The sequence below is a fragment of the Paenibacillus sp. GCM10027628 genome, from assembly GCF_042676385.1.
Taxonomy (GTDB): domain Bacteria; phylum Bacillota; class Bacilli; order Paenibacillales; family NBRC-103111; genus Paenibacillus_E.
The window spans coordinates 1-17370 of record NZ_JBHTHA010000014.1 but is presented as its reverse complement, the minus strand read 5'-3'; the positions used below and the strand labels follow the sequence as shown (position 1 = coordinate 17370).

Genomic DNA, 17370 nt, shown 5'->3' with positions numbered 1-17370 from the left:
AAACGATTTGTGAACAAAAAAAGAAAAACTAGCGCCTGCAACTTGCCAGGCGCTAGTTCTTCCGAAGCACTTAAGGCAGCGGTTCTGCAGGTACGTTCGCAATCGTTACCGCTTCAGTGAATTTAGCTGTCGTATTCTGTCTTAATCTCATATTAGCGGCACCCGATATACTCGGATTTATTTGGACACTCACTATTTTCTCTGCATGCCCGCTAGCATCGGCTGTCAGCGAGAAGCTGGTGCTATACCCATAAGAGGAAGGCCACGAGCCGTCACTATTTTGCACTTTTGCCACTTGGGTCCCAGAACCGTTATAGATACCGAGATTATAGCCACTTACCGTGGAATTTGCCGTTAGTCCATTCAGAATGATTTTCACTTGAAAAACAGCCTGGTTGGGCAATGTAGATTGATGGATAAAAGCGTATGGATCTGACGTATTAGTGCTAGAGCCATAACCGTAAGACCCTGCTTTAAACGTTGTTCGATCCCACCACTTGTAGCCTGCAGCCGGCGCTGCCCAAGGTTCCGCTTGCGGCTCTGTACTATTGGCCGGTTGCTCCCAGGAATAAAGGGATGTAGCGGTATCAAGCGTTAAACCCGACACCTGCGATAAATCCGTGTAGCTTTCTTTCGTAGCCAGCCAATTCACCATATTCACCAGCAGCTTTGCATCATTTTGCTCTTGATAGCCTGCATAGGTGGTTTTGGCTCCGCCTGTTTCTTCCTTTAGATACTTGGGTGTCGCGTCCTCAACCGGTGAAGAGTCACCAATGAAGCCTGCTTTACCCGCACTGACTTTGGAGACGGCGACAAACGGACCTTCTGCAACTCCGCCTCCATTGTAAACGCCTTGATCCACCGCACTAGCCCACTTCGTTGTTGTGGCTGGAAGATATACGATACCTTTGGCCTTATTAGGATCCATAATCGCTAGCGTTGACCCTGCGTGCATAGCCACCGTTGATACACCATTTGTAATGTTAAAAGCTTGAGATGGACTCACTATATTATTCGCAGTTATATCACCTAACGCATTGTAGCGGAAACGTACGCCAAAATTGGTCGCGAGCCAGTCGGAGCTTGCCACTCCCTGCATGGCTGCAGACGCAGCCTCTTCCGTACCCATGCCGCTCGCCGGATTCGTCCATGCCCCGCGACGGTAGCCGTTAAATACTTCGGAAGCATCCCAACGATTCTTGTTGCGATCCGCATTATAGTGATCGGCAATGAAGAAAATACTACCGCCACCTTGCACATACTGCAGCATTGCGCTTTGCTCGGAAGTTTTATAAGGAATATTTGCTTCGCCGATTACAAATACGTCGTATGCTGATAAATCTGCAAGCGTAATCGGAGTCGTCTTCCGCAGTTCTTTCACATAATAGCCTGCATTACCTAAAGCATTGGCAAAATCTGAGAATCCGCCATCGATGACCCAGTCAGCCGCACCCGCCGTTTGACCATGCGTGTTATCAAACAGTACCTTTTTCCCGTTCGCTGTTACAGGTGTAATCGTTGGAGCCGGATCATTAGGCCCTTCAGCAAATGCTTGCGGTATAGCGCTCAATATGGACACCGATAACGTAACACTAAGTGCGAGACTTTTCCAGCTTCTTGACCCAAGCAAGCCTTTCTTCAACATCAAATCCCTCCACCCATTGGATAAATTAGCCATTTCCGGCCTACTTGTATCGTAGCATAAGTGAATGAGATAGGAATAGCCTAGCTGAACGGATTTACAAAAGTAACAAAATTTCAGGAATGTGCACTAAGAAATTCTGAGATTGCAAAATGGTACAGCATAGAGCGTCACAGCCGCCTCCATGCAGAACCAACCGATTGCTCAATATTCGCCTCGCGTGTGTGTCTCTATTGGATTTTGTGCAGTGGATCTTAGTAACTCATGACTAGAATCCGTAAGACATTGGATTCTATCCAGCGCTTTTCTGGATATGGGGATCAGATTGAGTAGATAGATCCATTTGACTGGAATATTTCCAATCAAAGCTCTACTTTCTCTGGATCTGACTCCTTTGATTGGACAATATCCAATGGCAGTATGAAAACACATTAGTATCAAATCAAATATCCGATGCCCGAGCGCGCGCATTCATAGACCGCAAAATTCTACGTTCCTATTCAGCAAAAAAAAGAACCAGCGTTCCCCTATAAGGAACCTGGTTCTTTTCGCATTATGTCGATTAGCCCGTTACCACTTTAATTACGTTGCGTACGGAGTTAGCTGTTTTATCCAATGCCGCTTTCTCGTCTGCAGTCAGCTCGATATCCATGACTTTCTCGATACCGTTAGCGCCAAGTACAGTCAAAACGCCCATGAACAGGTTGTCGTAGCCATATTCGCCTTGAAGAAGAGCGATTGTAGGGATGATGCGTTTTTTGTCTTTCAAGATCGCTTCTGTCATTTGCACGAGAGAAGCTGCCGGAGCGTAGTAGGCACTACCGTTACCCAGAAGGTTAACGATCTCGCCGCCGCCTGTGCGCGTACGTTGAACGATCGCTTCGATGCGGTCAGCCGGGATCAGTTTCTCGATAGGAACGCCGCCGGCGTAAGTGTAGCGAACGAGTGGAACCATGTCATCGCCGTGTCCGCCGATAACAACGCCCTTCACGTCTTCTACGGAAACGTTCAACTCTTGGGAGATGAATGTCAGGTAACGAGCCGTATCGAGTACACCGGATTGACCGATTACGCGGTTTTTAGGAAATCCTAGCGCTTGGTAAGCCACATAAGTCATCGCGTCAACCGGGTTACTCAAGATAATAACGATGGAGTTAGGAGCGACTTCTTTTACGTTCTCACAAACAGATTTCACGATTCCTGCGTTTGTATTAACCAGATCGTCGCGGCTCATACCAGGCTTGCGTGCGATACCTGCAGTGATAATGACGATGTCGGAATCAGCAGCATCGGCGTAGCTGGAAGTACCTGTGATTTGGCTATCGTAGCCTTGAACCGGGCCTGCTTCGAGCATGTCGAGAGCTTTACCTTTTGTTGGGTTTTCCAGTTGCGGGATGTCAAGAAGAACGACGTCACCGAGTTCTTTTTGAGCCAGCATAAGCGCAGTAGTAGCACCAGTGAAGCCTGCGCCGACAACAGTGATTTTATTTCGACGGATTGTCATTTAAGTTGCCTCCTAAGAGTTTTTTATAAGGAAATTCATTTTAAAAATGGGATTAGCCCATGTTTTTGATGATTTCGTTTGCGAACTCGGAGCATTTGATTTCTTTCGCGCCTTCCATCAGACGAGCAAAGTCATAAGTGACGGTTTTGTTGTTGATGGATGTTTCCATACCTTTGTAGATCAGCTCAGCCGCTTCCAACCAGCCCAGGTGCTCAAGAAGCATAACGCCGGACAAGATAACGGAACCTGGGTTAACCACGTCAAGACCCGCATATTTAGGAGCTGTACCGTGAGTAGCTTCGAAGATCGCGTGACCAGTCAGGTAGTTGATGTTTGCACCTGGAGCGATACCGATACCGCCAACTTGCGCAGCTAGTGCATCGGACAGGTAGTCACCGTTCAGGTTCAATGTCGCGATAACATCAAAGTCTGTTGGACGAGTCAATACTTGTTGCAGGGCGATGTCAGCAATCGCATCTTTCACGATGATTTTGCCAGCAGCTTCAGCGTCTTTTTGAGCTTTGTTCGCTGCTTCAGCACCTTGCTCTTCTTTAATGCGGTCGTATTGAGCCCATGTAAATGTTTTGTCGCCGAATTCACGCTCAGCCAGTTCGTAACCCCAGTTTTTGAACGCGCCTTCTGTGAACTTCATGATGTTGCCTTTGTGTACCAAAGTAACGCTCTTACGGCCGTGTTTAATCGCGTACTCGATTGCTGCGCGGATCAGACGCTCGGAACCTTCGGAGGATACTGGCTTCACGCCGATACCGGAAGTTTCAGGGAAACGGATTTTCTTAACGCCCATTTCGTCTTGAAGGAATTTGATCACTTTTTTAACCGCTTCGGAACCGGACTCCCACTCGATACCCGCGTAGATATCCTCTGTATTTTCACGGAAAATAACCATGTCTACAAGCTCAGGACGTTTAACCGGTGAAGGTACGCCTGTGAAGTAACGAACCGGACGGGAACATACATACAGGTCAAGCTCTTGACGAAGCGCTACGTTCAGGGAACGGATACCGCCGCCGATAGGCGTAGTCAGAGGTCCTTTGATCGACACGATGTACTCGCGCATAGCTGTCAATGTATCGTTAGGCAGCCAGTTGTTGAATTTGTTGAATGCTTTTTCGCCGGCAAATACTTCGTACCAAGCGATTTTTTTCTCGCCTTTGTAGGCTTTTTCTACAGCTGCATCCAGAACGCGTTGGGAAGCCGCCCAGATGTCAGGACCCGTGCCGTCACCTTCGATGAAAGGGATGATAGGGTTGTTAGGAACTTGCAGAACACCGTTGTCGATGGTGATTTTTTGACCTTCTTTTGGTAGTTCGTAGGATTCGAATTGTGGCATGATATTTCCTCCTTAAAATTTATATAAATGGTGGTAGTTCGCAAAAGTTACGTTTGTGTTCTCCGTTGCAGGCACTGGCAGTTCCTTCCGACCGCGTGTTGTAATCATAGATTACAAAGGCGGGCACTACGTTTCTCCAGGAACTACCATGCCCTCCACTTTGCTACGTTGTGCGACGAGAAACATTTAAATAAATGTTAACTCGTCACGTAGTAGGGGGCAAGGTAGACACACAAAAAGTGACGGGAGTTGCGGCACTCCCCCGGCTGAACCGGGGACGGGTACCGAACTGCCCGCACCTTGAGCATAAAGCTTCATATACTAACAATTAGCGTTCGCTAATTGGGATATATTTTTGATTCACCGGACCTGTGTACTCGGCACGAGGGCGGATCAAACGATTGTTTTCATACTGTTCCAGCATGTGGGCTGTCCATCCGGATGTTCTGGAAATCGCGAAGATCGGAGTAAACAGGTCACGAGGAATTTCCAAGGACGTATACACGGATGCGGAGTAGAAATCTACGTTTGGTTTCAAACCTTTGAGACTGGTTACCAAATCGTCGGCTTTAATGGACATGTCGTACCATTTCATGTTGCCGGTGATTTTACCCAGCTCGTAGGACATTTTTTGCAGGTGCTTCGCGCGAGGGTCCCCGTTTTTGTAAACACGGTGGCCGAAGCCCATGATTTTGTCCTTGCGCTCTAATTTATCGTTGATGTAAGGAACAACGTTCTCTACAGTTCCGATCTCTTCAAGCATCGCCATAACCGCTTCGTTGGCACCACCGTGAAGAGGTCCTTTAAGCGTGCCGATCGCGGAAGTGATTCCCGAGTAAATGTCAGTGAGCGTTGCAACTGTTACGCGAGCAGCAAATGTGGAAGCATTCAGCTCATGGTCAGCGTGAAGAACCAGTGCTTTGTCTAAAGCTTCAATTGCAACTTTGTCCGGTTCTTTACCTGTCATTTGGTACAAGAAGTTAGCTGCAACGGAAGGATATCCTTTGGATTCCAAAGGCTCTTTGCCTTCACGAATGCGTGAGAAAGCCGCGATGATGGCAGGCACTTGTGCTTGTAATTTAATCGCTTTACGTACGTTAGCTTCAGGGCTCATGTCGTTCGCTTCTTCATCGTACAAAGCAAGTGCGGACACAGCCGTACGAAGTGCTGCCATGGAATTAACGTCTTTCGGATAAGATTTAATTTGGTCGATTACTGCAGCTGGCACCTTGCTGTTCGCGTTCAGGTCGTTCTGCAATTTCTCGAGCTCAGCTTGGCTTGGCAATTTACCAAACCAAAGTAAGTAGATTACTTCTTCAAAAGTCGCATTTACTGCGAGGTCATCAATATCAATCCCACGATACGTGAGCACACCATCTACAATGGAGCTGATCGACGAGGTCGTGGCTACAATTCCTTCCAAACCTTTGGTTGCAGTCATGGGAATCTCTCCTTAGCTACTTTATTAGCAAAAAATTGCTTTTTTCCTATCCTTAATAATAAAGTATTTCGTACGGTAAGTGAACAAAAGGGGACATAAAACTTCATTATCACTACCATAAAGAATCTTTTTGACGGAATTCGCGCATCCGCAAGCGTTTCAGAAATTCGCTTTCCACTTACGATCTTAAACAACCTTTAACAAGTTTCTGTTAATTTTGTCGAAATATACTCACCACTTAGGAAAAGTTTGTCGGAAGCGATGTAGATTGATACAATGAAGCCATGCAAACATGCTTTTCACTTTGAAGTTTATGACGACGCCCATTTATGGCGAAAAATGCTAAGGAGCACAGATATGAGCAGCAACTTCAGTATCGGCATTATTGATATCGGATCCAACTCCATCCGGCTTGTTATCTACGAAATCAATGCGCTTGGGGCTTATCGCGTCGTGAGTGAGCACAAAGATTCGGCAAGATTAAGTGAGCGTATCGGTTCCGATGGCCTTTTACATAACCAGGATATCCTCTCGGTTGTTCCCATTCTCGCCCACTACTCGCAGCTGTGTAAAGCACATCATGTGCAAACGGTTCGAACAGTAGCGACGGCCGCGATCCGCAATGCTGCGAATTCCGCTGAAATCGTACGTATACTCGAAGACCACACGGATCTCCGTATTGATGTGCTCAGCGGCGCAGAAGAAGCCCGCTATGGCTTTCTCGGCGTGATCAATACGATCGATATCCGGGACGGCCTGATTATCGACATTGGAGGCGGGAGTACGGAAGTAACGCTATTTCGCAATCGCGAGCTGCTGCAAAGTATCTCCTTTCCATTCGGCGCCGTCAATACAACCCGTCAATTTATGAAAAATGGTACGGTATCCGAGCAGGAAATCGCAGGGATTCGCCAGATGGTGGAGGATGCCATTACTACTCAGCCGTGGATTACAAATTCTCCGAATCTGCCGATGATCGGACTGGGTGGCACGATACGTACATTAGGCAAAATGAGCCAAAAGCGAAATAAATACTCCCTCCAGCTCGCACATAACTATGAGTTGAAGCCAGGAGAGCTTGATTATTTTCTCAAGCTTTTGTCCTCGCTTCCACTGGAAAAACGCAAGAAAATCGAAGGTCTTGCAAAAGAGCGGGCCGACATTATGATTCCGGGACTTGTCATTTTGGACACGATTTTTGAAGCTGCCCGTGGTTCTGAGTATATCATAAGCGGCGCAGGACTTCGCGACGGGCTTTTTTATGAAACTTTATGCCCCGATCAGCCTAAAAAACCGGATGTTCTTGAAGCAAGTATTGAGAACATGCTTCTTCTCCATCCCAATTCAGCAGTTAAACATGTACGGCATATCGACAGGCTTGCGATGAAACTTTATGACGAACTCATTGTCGATCCAGTCTCTGGAGAACAGAACAAACGATTCCTTCACGCGGCGGCTCTCTTATACCGGATTGGGGCGAGTGTTCACTATTATCAATTTACGAAACATACCCAGTACATGATTGCTCAAGCCCGCATCGACGGGTTCAGTCACCGGGAAATCGTTATTTGCTCCCTCATTGCCTCGTATAAAACAAAAAGCCGGACTCACCAGCAAGTCCTTGGTTATAAGGACATTCTGATGGAGTCCGACGAAGCGCTGATCGTCAAGCTTGGACTTATGCTGCAGTTGGCTATAGCGCTAGATAGGAGCGAAACTCAGCCCGTACAAGATGTGGAGCTTTCAATAAAGGGTAAAACGCTCACTATCCGACTGTTATGCATCCACGATCCGATTTACGAGCTAAAAGAATTGGATGCGATTAGCAAAGATTTTGAAAAAGGCTGGGGGCTTAAAATTAAGGCTCAAGCTGAAGCTTTTTCCAAGAAGTAATTTTCATCGCCTCGAACTGGCTCCGATAAGGGGTCAGTTCATTTTTTACCCGCGCATACATGCCGTTTGGCATTAACTCTCTCGCTTTGACGTTATCATTTAACGAAAGGCGAAGGATTTGGATCATCATTTTTTTGAGCGGCTCATCCAGCACAGGGCACATCAATTCAATACGCCGCGTCAAATTCCTCGTCATCCAGTCGGCCGAAGACAGATACACATCCACCATCCCGCCATTTTCGAAATAATACATGCGGGAATGCTCCAAGAACCGATCGACGATGCTCCGCACCGTAATATTTTCGCTCAATCCAGGTACCCCTGGCCGCAAGCAGCATACGCCGCGAATAATTAAATCAATCTTAACGCCGGCCTGTGACGCCGCGTATAGCGCATCCACCATTTCCTGATTGGATAACGAATTCATTTTCGCAATAATATGTGCCGGCCGGCCGGCTCTTGCATGCTCAGCTTCACGCTCGATGAGCTCAAATAACTTATCTTTCAAATCAGTCGGTGCCACGGCAAAAGCCTGCCAGTCATGCGGCGCCGAATAACCTGTAATTTCATTAAAAAGCGCCGACGCATCTTCGCCAATGACACTGTTCGATGTAAATAGACCGACATCGGTGTACAGACGAGCGGTGCTGTCATTGTAATTACCCGTGCCTACATGCACGTATCTGCGCAGCGTGTTTTCCTCTTGGCGCACGACGAGGGTTATTTTCGCATGTGTTTTTAGGCCTACAAGTCCATAAACGACGTGACAGCCCGACTTTTCCAGTTTACGCGCCCATGCGATGTTCCGTTCCTCGTCGAAGCGAGCTTTCAATTCAACAACGACCGTTACTTGCTTCCCAGACTCCGCGGCTCTAGCAAGCGCTTGGATAATCGGCGAATTTCCGCTAACTCTGTACAGAGTCATCTTAATGGCCAGCACTTGCGGATCATCAGCGGCATGTACAATAAAATCCGTCACAGCATCGAAGGACTCATAAGGATGATGGACAAGCACATCCTTATACTTTAATAAAGAGAAGTAATCGTCAACGTCTTCGAATTCGACAGGGTAATTGGGAACCACTCGCGGATAGCGAAGATGCTCAAAGCCCGTCAGACTGCCGGCCAGCTTCATGAAATACGTAATATCGAGAGGTCCGTCGATTTCGAAAATATGCTCCGTAATTTCAAACTCATCCTGAAGCATGGCAAGCGCATAGGGATGCATGCCCTCTTGAATTTCCAAGCGCACGGGAGATCCCCACCGCCTGCGTCGAAGCTCTTTTTCTATTTCTTCAAGAAGGTCTTCCGCGCCTTCTTCATTCAGCGTCAAGTCGGCATTTCTCGTCAGACGAAACCCATGAACGGCAATTGGCGTATAGGCACTAAAGAGAGACTGAATGTGATGTTCGATTAGTTCTTCAAGCAAAATGAATTCCTGCTTCTTGCTATTAGTCCGAGTCGGTACCGGGATGTAACGCGACAAGTTGCTTGGCACTTGCACAATGGCGAAGTAAGGCTCCTCATCAGGGTCGTCGCCATCTCGAACCAGGACCACAGCCAAATATACGGATTGATTATGTACAAGCGGAAACGGCCGGCTCTGGTCTACAGCCATGGGGGTGAGAACTGGAAAAATAATATCATGGTAATACGCATCCATCGCTTTCTTCTGACTGGCATTCAGATCTTCATATTCAGTGAAAACGATGCCTTCTTTCGTGAGCTGTCTGCCCACTTCCCGGTATGTTTTGTATTGTTCGGACACCATTTTGGCAGTACGCTTCATAATGCGTTTGATTAATCCGGCAGGGGTGTAGCCCGTAAAGTCCTTCTTGTTATAGCCAGCTTTCATTTGATCCAGTAGTCCTGCTACACGGACGCTCATGAATTCATCCAGATTGCTGGAGACGATAGACAAAAACTTCACACGCTCAAGTAACGGAGTGCTCGGATCTTGAGCCTCCTGCAATACACGGCGATTAAATTCGATCCAGCTCAGATCCCGGTTCAAATACATCGACGATACTTCATTGATTTCCTTGAGCTCTTTGACTTCCTTCGCTGCGGGTTCTCTTGCAATACTCATAAAGCCTCCATTATGATGTTCTATTTTTCGACATTCGTACCCTCATTGTACTATGCTCCCTGTGGACCGACAATGCAGGAAGACCTCAATTGAAATATTAAGATTTTGTAAATATAACTTTTTAGCGAAATCCCGCAATCATTTTCTCAATCATTCTCGAACGTGTTACAATACAACTATGTTGAAGCAAGGAGAGAAAATACCATGAATATCCTCAATCCGCGCTTAGTTCATCAAATTTTCAGAGGCATTTGGGTCGCTATAATCATCCTGCTGATCGGCCTCGTCCTTTATTATGTTACCCCATTGATTTATCCGTTTATTTTCGGCTGGCTCATTGCGCTAATGCTGAATCCTCTCGTTAACTTTTTCCAGTTTAAAATGAAGCTGCCGCGCTGGCTCTCCGTAACGCTATCCATGTTGTTATTTTTAGGTGCTATGATTACGGCTATCACCGTGCTCGTGGCTAATATCATCGTGGAATTAGGCTCTCTTGCCGATACGATTCAGGGGCAGATTAACCGTTGGGTGGAGCAATTTAATGTGTTCATTAATTCCACTGCTTTCCAAGAGTGGATTGGCCGGATTAATGAGTTCTTTGAGAATAACCCCAAATACCAGGAAACCGTCAACAGTAATTTATCAACAACAGCAGGCTCTATTGCGGATGTAAGTAAATTCATTATCGGCTATGTATTCGATCCGTTAAGAAGATTTCTGACTTCCCTGCCTAACGTCGCGACCCTTACCATAATCGTCTTGCTAGCCACTTTCTTTATAAGTAAAGACTGGTACCAGCTTATTGGCAGGTATAATGGCATTTTCTCTGAACCGATCGTGAAAACATCGAAATTGATCAGAAACGATTTGCAAAAAGCGTTGTTCGGCTACTTGCGTGCCCAGCTCATCCTCGTGTCTCTCACAGCGTTAGTCGTCATTATCGGCCTGCTTGTGCTCCGGGTTAATTATGCAATAACCATCGGCTTGTTAACCGGTCTAGCGGACTTGATGCCTTATCTGGGAACGGGAGCTGTCATGGTGCCTTGGATTCTCTATGTATTTTTCGCGCAAGGTGATATTTATCTCGGTATCGGGTTAAGTGTCCTATACGGTGTCATTGTGATTGCCAGGCAGATCATGGAGCCCAAAGTATTAGCCTCTTCCGTCGGATTAGACCCTTTGGCAACGCTCATAGCGATGTTTGTCGGCCTGAAATTGTTCGGACTGATAGGTTTGATCGTCGGTCCAGTATCGCTTGTGATTTTGTCCGCCTTTTACCGAGCGCGAATTTTTCACGATATCGCTGTATACATACAAAAAGGCCCAACCACTTCGGAATAGAGAATGGTTGAGCTTTTATTAGGATTCTTTGGAATTTTGGGCAGACCGGCGGGCATAATTGTGACCGGTAGATTGTTAATTATGATTTGATGCATGGTTTTGTTTATGGTATTGGATGGTCTATTCCCCTCTAAGTCATAGGGCAATAAAAACCCACCTTCGGCTGACAACCTTGGGGTGGGTTTTTACTTTCTCTTGTTGTTGCTAATGTATGTTAAAACCAAGCGTTCTTATTTCCACAGTACTCTTCACCTAAATTTTCCTTTACTGATTAATTTTTGAATCAAACCAAGCAGCAGAACCTTGAAGATCGGACGTGTGAACGGAAAAACAAGGAGAAACCCGAAGATGTCAGTAACAAAACCCGGTGTTATCAATAATACACCGCCTATGAAAATACAAATCCCGTCAAGCAGGGATTGTGCCGGAAGTTTACCTTGTGACCACTCGTACCGGGCATACTCCCAGACCTTCCGCCCCTCGCGCTTCGCAAAATAAGCGCCCAGAAAGCCGCTTAACAGAATTAGCGCAAATGTGGTCCAACCACCGATGAAATGACCAAGCATGATCATGAAGGTGATCTCGATCGCAGGTACAATAATAAAGATAGCAAGAAGCAATCGGAACATAGGCTTATCTCCTTTCGGTGAGCAATTGCCATAGATCAGGCGCTTCCTTCTCTATACGTACGGGCTTCCAAGAAGGATTCACCCAGACGTGGCGAGTCGTACCGGTTACGAGCAGTTCTCCTTCCGGTGCTTGATCGCCAGTCGGATGATCATCAGAATTTTTGCGGATTTCGTAGGCAAAATCAATGCGTATGCTGCTAGCCTCAGCTACACGTGTGTAAATACTTACCAAATCATCATAACGAGCCGGTTTCCTGAATTTGGAATTCGCTTCCACTACCGGGAGCAAGAGCCCTTTTTCTTCTATTTTTCTATAAGGATAGCCCAATTCCCTGATGAGTTCGGTTCGTCCGATCTCAAACCAAGTCAAATAGTTGGCATGATACACAACCCCCATTTGATCGGTTTCTTCATAACGTACACGAAGTTGATGCGTGTACCATCCCTGTTCGGTCATGCTGCTCTCCTCCTTACTGAAATACATACGCTAGTACAAAAAAGAGTGAAGTCGAGATCATCTCGCTTCACTCTTGCTGTTTATTGTCATGCGTTTACAGAACTTTAGCTTGTCCAGAGTAGATCACGCCGACTTCCGGATAGATGGACACTTCCGTACCGTCTTGAATGAGTTCGACTGCACGTTCCACGCCTACTATTACCGGAATGCCGAGGCTCAACGCAACAACTGCTGCGTGAGAAGTAATGCCGCCCACTTCTGTGATTAATGCAGAAGCTCGTTGCACTGCAGGCATGTATTCTTTATCCGTAGAGATAGTAACAAGAACAGCGCCGTCCACCATTTTGGCATTTGCTTCTTCAGGTGTCCGCGCCGTCACAACTTTACCCGTTGCCGTTTGCGTTCCGATCCCCGTACCTTTGGCAATCATCTCGCCAACATGATGAACCTTGATCAGGTTCGTGGTTCCGGAGCGGCCAACAGGTACGCCAGCTGTGATGACAACGATATCGCCAAGGCTCACGATGCCTGTTTGGATACTGCTGTCTACAGCCAGGTTGAACAGCTCGTCCGTTGTTTTGGCTTCATTGCCTTTCACCGGAATAACACCCCATACGAGAGATAAACGACGGATGACTTGGTCGTTAGGCGTTACAGCGATAATAGGCGATTTCGGACGGTATTTGGATACCATTCTCGCTGTATATCCACTTTCTGTTGCGGTAAGAATCGCTTTTGCGCCAAGCTCCAGGGCGGAATTCGCAACAGCTTGGGAGATGGCCTCCGTCACTGTAACTTGCTGAGCTTGCGCTTGACGAAGGAAAATCTCTTTATATTCCAGAGAAGCTTCTGCGCGTTCAGCGATGCGAGCCATTGTTTGCACGGATTCAACCGGGTATTTACCGGCAGCTGTTTCACCGGACAACATCACGGCATCCGTACCGTCAAATACGGCATTCGCCACGTCACTCGCTTCTGCACGAGTCGGACGAGGGTTACGCTGCATGGAATCCAACATCATCGTTGCCGTAATGACCGGTTTACCGACGATGTTACATTTTTTTATCATTTGCTTTTGAACGACAGGCACATCTTCTGCTGGAATCTCCACCCCAAGGTCTCCGCGGGCAACCATCAAACCATCGGAAACTTCAAGGATTTCGTCCAAATTCTCGACGCCCTCTTGGTTTTCGATTTTACTAATGATTTGAATGTGTGTCGCATTGTGTCTCTCGAGCAGCTCGCGAATTTCCATAACGTCGCTTGCTTTACGCACAAAAGATGCTGCGATAAAGTCAACGCCTTGCTCGATACCGAAAACGATATCGTTCGCGTCTTTTTCCGTGATGCCCGGAAGACTGATTTTGACGCCTGGGACGTTAACGCCTTTTTTGCTTTTAATCGTTCCGCCGTTCACGATGCGGCATTCAATCTCTGTTCCGCGAATGTCAACAACGGTTAATCCGATCAAACCGTCATCGATCAGAATCGTGGAACCAACTTGCACATCGCGCGGCAGATTAGCGTAAGTAACGGAGATACGGTCAGCATCGCCAAGAATCTCTTCTGTCGTGAGGATGATGTGCTTGTCCTGAACAAGCTCAATCGGCTCTTCTTTCAATTTGCCGGTACGAATTTCCGGACCCTTAGTGTCTAACAAAATCGCTGCTGTTTTGCCTGTTTCCTGGCATGCTGCGCGAAGGTTGCGGATACGTGCGCCGTGCTCCTCAAAATCTCCGTGGGAGAAATTGAGGCGGGCAACGTTCATTCCCGCTTCAAGAAGCTTTTTCAAATTTTCTTGTGATTCGCTTGCAGGTCCAATGGTACAGACAATTTTCGTTTTACGCATGGTTTCCCTCCTGAATAAATGTGAACCTACCGATGTCTCTAAATTTACGGTATCGGTCCTCAAGCAGCTCCTGTTCGGTCATGCTCAGCAATGGTTGAAGCTGTCCCCAGATTGCTTCCTTAATGAAATCCGCTTGCGCCGACGGATCCCGATGTGCTCCGCCTTTTGGCTCCGGAATGATACCATCGATCACACCAAGCTCCATAATATGGTCCGCCGTAATTTTCATCGCTTCTGCAGCATGCAACGCTTTGGAAGCATCTTTATATAAAATGGAAGCTGCACCTTCGGGACTGATAACCGAGTAGATAGCATTTTCCAACATTAACACCTTGTTGCCTACGCCGAGCGCAAGTGCGCCGCCGCTCCCGCCTTCGCCAATGACGATACAAATGATCGGCACGCGAAAAGAGGCCATTTCCAGCAAATTTCTGGCAATCGCTTCTCCCTGCCCGCGCTCTTCCGCCGCATTCCCCGGGAATGCCCCTTTGGTATCGATGAACGTAACGATCGGACGCTTGAACTTGTTCGCTTGACGCATCAGACGCAGCGCTTTACGAAAGCCTTCCGGATGCGGACATCCGAAATTGCGAGCGATATTATCTTTGGTATCTTTCCCTTTTTGATGGCCTACAACCGTAACCGGCACACCATTCAACTTGGCGAGTCCACCGACGATCGCAAGGTCGTCCCCATACAGCCTGTCTCCGTGAAACTCGATAAAATCCGTAAAAATGGACTGAATATAATCAATCGTTGTCGGCCTTTGCGGATGACGAGCGAGCTGCATCTTTTCCGCAGAAGACATATTCGCATACAGCTCGTCTTCAAGCTCGTTGTATCTTTCTTCCAAACGGCGTATTTCTTCTGAAAAATCGATTTGCTTCTCAGCGCCAAATTTACGAAGCTCCGCAATCTTGCTTTTCAGCTCTGCCAATGGCTTTTCAAATGGCATCTCACCCGCCATAAGTCGTATCCCCCTTCACACCGTGCATGTCTAACAGCTTGATTAACGTAGGCCTCATCTCTTTGCGGCTTACGACTTTGTCGAGCTGACCATGCTCCAGGTTGAATTCAGACGTTTGGAAATTGTCCGGGAGCTTCTGTTTGATCGTCTGCTCAATAACGCGGCGGCCAGTGAACCCGAACGGCGCCGCAGGCTCTGCGATAATAATATCTCCGAGCATAGCAAAGCTGGCGGAAACGCCGCCGAAAGTCGGATCCGTAATAATGGAAATAAATAATCCGCCTTCCTCGCTAAGCTTGGACAAGGCAGCGCTTGTCTTCGCCATTTGCATCAGACTTAAGATGCTTTCCTGCATGCGAGCTCCACCCGAAGTGGAATAAATAATGATTGGGTACTTCTTCTGAATAGCAGCTTCAACAGCTCTAGTTATTCGTTCACCAACAACGGAGCCTAGCGATCCGCCCATGAAGTCAAAGCTCATCGCCGCAATAACAACCGGGTATCCGCCGATCGTCCCCTCGCCTGTGATGATAGCATCCTCCAGGTTGGTCGAGCTCTTCGCTTTATCCAATTTCTCTATATAATCCGGAAACTGTAAAGGATCCTCTGAGATCATGTTGTTGTCGTATTCGAAAATCCGACCTTCGTCGAGTGTCATCTGGATGCGTTCCATCGCGTTTAATCGATAATGATAGCCGCAGGCTGTACAAACTTTCAAGTTCTTCTCTAGCTCTTTGCTTGTCTGAATCGTACCGCATTTCGGACATTTATTCATTAAACCTTCGGGAATTTCCCTTTTTGTTCGCTCGGAAGGAATGGTCGCATATTTTCGTTTTTGAAATAGATCCTTTAGCACTTTTCCACCTCTACTTGGCTTTTATCGTGAAAATCTGACAAGCCACGTTACTTACTTCTACAATCCACTATCTATGTAAAATAGAATTCAGCACTTCCTGCACTTCTTCCAGCTCCCCTTCGGGAACGAGAATTTCGAACTGGTTTTTGGACAGGTTGGTGCCTCGAACCTGCACGAGAAATCCTTCCTCCGACAGCCTCTGTTTAATTCGCTCTGCGATTCTGGCGGTAGGAGCAATATAAATCACCGTCCACATGAAAAAAAACCTCCTATGAAGTGCAACGACCTCTATAAGTGCTAGTTGGTAACGATGACTTGATAAACATACACTATAGGCATAGGCACACACAATGGAATAATGATATCATAACTACTCTTTTTCCCGCAACAGAGCACAACTTGTATATGCTAGTCCAGACGAAGTTTGGCGCTGTAATCCGGCGCATTCTCGTTCTGATGCGCAATTCTCGCCGAAGCTGCTGCAGCCAGCCCGCAGACGAGATCGTCTAGAAAGACGTGCACGGCAGACCGATTATCATTCAAAGCCCGGATAATGCCGATCTTCTCTTTGTCCAAATAACCAAAGCTGGTCAGTCCGATCATGCCATAGACATGAACAATGCCTAGAGCCAGCGTCTCATCGACGCCATACAAGGGCTCATCCGCCTCAAGAATCGACTGTAACGGCTCGGGGAGCTGCTTTTTCTCTGCCAATTCGTCGAGCGCTATGCCCGTATAGAGTGTATACTGTACTTCACGCTTAGCGAGTACGGCCAGCACGCTGTCTATGCATTCTTCTACCGTAAGTTGATCATTATAGGGCTTTTGCAGCTTGAACACAATCTCGGCGATCTGTTCGATGGTGACGCCGCGCTTTTGCAGCAGTTGGATCATATGTTGTTCGGTCATAACTTTGCCTCCTCACATAAACCCGAAATCGTATACTTGCGGGTTCCTATTTATATGCAGAGGAGGCGTGCTTTATTTCACCCGGACGGAATCTTTGCCCATGATCGTCTCGATCATGCGCAGCAGCTCTTTCGAGGGATCGACCAGGTATTGGTCGCTGAGGGCCAGAAGCTTGCCGCTGCTTTCGTAGAAAAGCGCAACAGCGAGCGGCCCCTTGTGCAGCTTCAGCAGCGCCTTCAGCTGAAGCAGCTTGTCCGGCTGCTCGCAGTCAGCCGTGATCTTGACGAACACCCGCTGAGCCTTCGGCTCCGCGGCGGGTGTGGGGCTGGCGCTGCCCGCGGCCTGCGGCCGGGCAGCGCTCGTCCGCGCAGGCTGCGCCGCTGCGCGCGGATCCGGGCGGCCCGGCCCAGCCGGGGCCGCCGCCTTGGCGCCGGCGCTGCGC

14 protein-coding genes and 1 pseudogene are annotated in these 17370 nt (G+C 47.6%); 2 read left to right on the top strand and 13 right to left on the bottom strand.

The window, feature by feature from the left end; genetic code table 11:
- Nucleotides 1–70 precede the first annotated feature (70 nt).
- The 4 genes from ACFQZT_RS14045 to citZ form a co-directional block, all read right to left on the bottom strand.
- Nucleotides 71–1645, bottom strand: a complete 1575-nt coding sequence (locus ACFQZT_RS14045; RefSeq protein ID WP_379300812.1) for a DNA-binding protein — start codon at nucleotides 1643–1645, stop codon at nucleotides 71–73.
- Nucleotides 1646–2204: 559 nt separating this feature from the next.
- Entirely contained in the window at nucleotides 2205–3146 is a 942-nt protein-coding gene (gene mdh / locus ACFQZT_RS14040; RefSeq protein ID WP_379300810.1) for a malate dehydrogenase, read from the bottom strand.
- A 52-nt stretch (nucleotides 3147–3198) separates the two neighbouring features.
- Nucleotides 3199–4497 carry an NADP-dependent isocitrate dehydrogenase gene (gene icd, locus ACFQZT_RS14035; RefSeq protein ID WP_379300807.1) on the bottom strand — a complete coding sequence of 433 codons (1299 nt, stop codon included), beginning with the start codon at nucleotides 4495–4497 and terminating at the stop codon, nucleotides 3199–3201.
- 328 nt (nucleotides 4498–4825) lie between these two features.
- Nucleotides 4826–5938, bottom strand: a complete 1113-nt coding sequence (gene citZ / locus ACFQZT_RS14030) for a citrate synthase (RefSeq protein WP_379300805.1) — start codon at nucleotides 5936–5938, stop codon at nucleotides 4826–4828.
- Nucleotides 5939–6295: 357 nt separating this feature from the next.
- On the opposite strand from citZ, the gene ACFQZT_RS14025 reads away from it, so the two are divergent.
- A complete protein-coding gene (locus tag ACFQZT_RS14025) occupies nucleotides 6296–7831 on the top strand; it encodes a Ppx/GppA phosphatase family protein (RefSeq protein WP_379300803.1) in 1536 nt (511 codons plus the stop codon).
- On the opposite strand, the gene ACFQZT_RS14020 is transcribed toward ACFQZT_RS14025, so the two are convergent.
- Nucleotides 7797–9920: an RNA degradosome polyphosphate kinase gene (locus ACFQZT_RS14020; protein ID WP_379300801.1), complete on the bottom strand. Its 2124-nt coding sequence runs from the start codon at nucleotides 9918–9920 to the stop codon at nucleotides 7797–7799. The genes ACFQZT_RS14025 and ACFQZT_RS14020 overlap by 35 nt on opposite strands.
- Before the next feature lie 204 nt (nucleotides 9921–10124).
- Here ACFQZT_RS14020 and ytvI point away from each other — a divergent pair, with 204 nt between their 5' ends.
- The gene (gene ytvI, locus ACFQZT_RS14015) at nucleotides 10125–11261 is read left to right on the top strand and encodes a sporulation integral membrane protein YtvI (RefSeq protein WP_379300799.1); all 1137 of its coding nucleotides are present in this window, start codon (nucleotides 10125–10127) and stop codon (nucleotides 11259–11261) included.
- Between the two features lie 248 nt (nucleotides 11262–11509).
- Here ytvI and ACFQZT_RS14010 read toward each other — a convergent pair whose 3' ends face one another.
- The 8 genes and pseudogenes from ACFQZT_RS14010 to ACFQZT_RS13975 all read right to left on the bottom strand — a co-directional run.
- Nucleotides 11510–11890: an FxsA family protein gene (locus ACFQZT_RS14010; RefSeq protein ID WP_379300797.1), complete on the bottom strand. Its 381-nt coding sequence runs from the start codon at nucleotides 11888–11890 to the stop codon at nucleotides 11510–11512.
- A gap of 4 nt (nucleotides 11891–11894) precedes the next feature.
- Nucleotides 11895–12347, bottom strand: a complete 453-nt coding sequence (locus tag ACFQZT_RS14005; protein ID WP_379300795.1) for an acyl-CoA thioesterase — start codon at nucleotides 12345–12347, stop codon at nucleotides 11895–11897.
- A gap of 94 nt (nucleotides 12348–12441) precedes the next feature.
- Nucleotides 12442–14196, bottom strand: coding sequence for a pyruvate kinase (pyk, locus tag ACFQZT_RS14000; RefSeq protein ID WP_379300793.1), 1755 nt, complete (start codon nucleotides 14194–14196; stop codon nucleotides 12442–12444).
- Nucleotides 14189–15163, bottom strand: a complete 975-nt coding sequence (gene accA / locus ACFQZT_RS13995) for an acetyl-CoA carboxylase carboxyl transferase subunit alpha (RefSeq protein WP_379300791.1) — start codon at nucleotides 15161–15163, stop codon at nucleotides 14189–14191. Before accA ends, pyk begins: the two co-directional genes overlap by 8 nt.
- The gene (accD, locus tag ACFQZT_RS13990; RefSeq protein ID WP_379300789.1) at nucleotides 15153–16019 is read right to left on the bottom strand and encodes an acetyl-CoA carboxylase, carboxyltransferase subunit beta; all 867 of its coding nucleotides are present in this window, start codon (nucleotides 16017–16019) and stop codon (nucleotides 15153–15155) included. Before accD ends, accA begins: the two co-directional genes overlap by 11 nt.
- A 67-nt stretch (nucleotides 16020–16086) precedes the next feature.
- Nucleotides 16087–16275, bottom strand: coding sequence for a glutamate decarboxylase (locus ACFQZT_RS13985; protein ID WP_379300787.1), 189 nt, complete (start codon nucleotides 16273–16275; stop codon nucleotides 16087–16089).
- A gap of 152 nt (nucleotides 16276–16427) precedes the next feature.
- Nucleotides 16428–16928 carry a phosphatidylglycerophosphatase A family protein gene (locus tag ACFQZT_RS13980; protein ID WP_379300785.1) on the bottom strand — a complete coding sequence of 167 codons (501 nt, stop codon included), beginning with the start codon at nucleotides 16926–16928 and terminating at the stop codon, nucleotides 16428–16430.
- Nucleotides 16929–17000: 72 nt separating this feature from the next.
- Nucleotides 17001–17370: pseudogene (locus ACFQZT_RS13975) on the bottom strand (hypothetical protein); the annotation flags it as partial.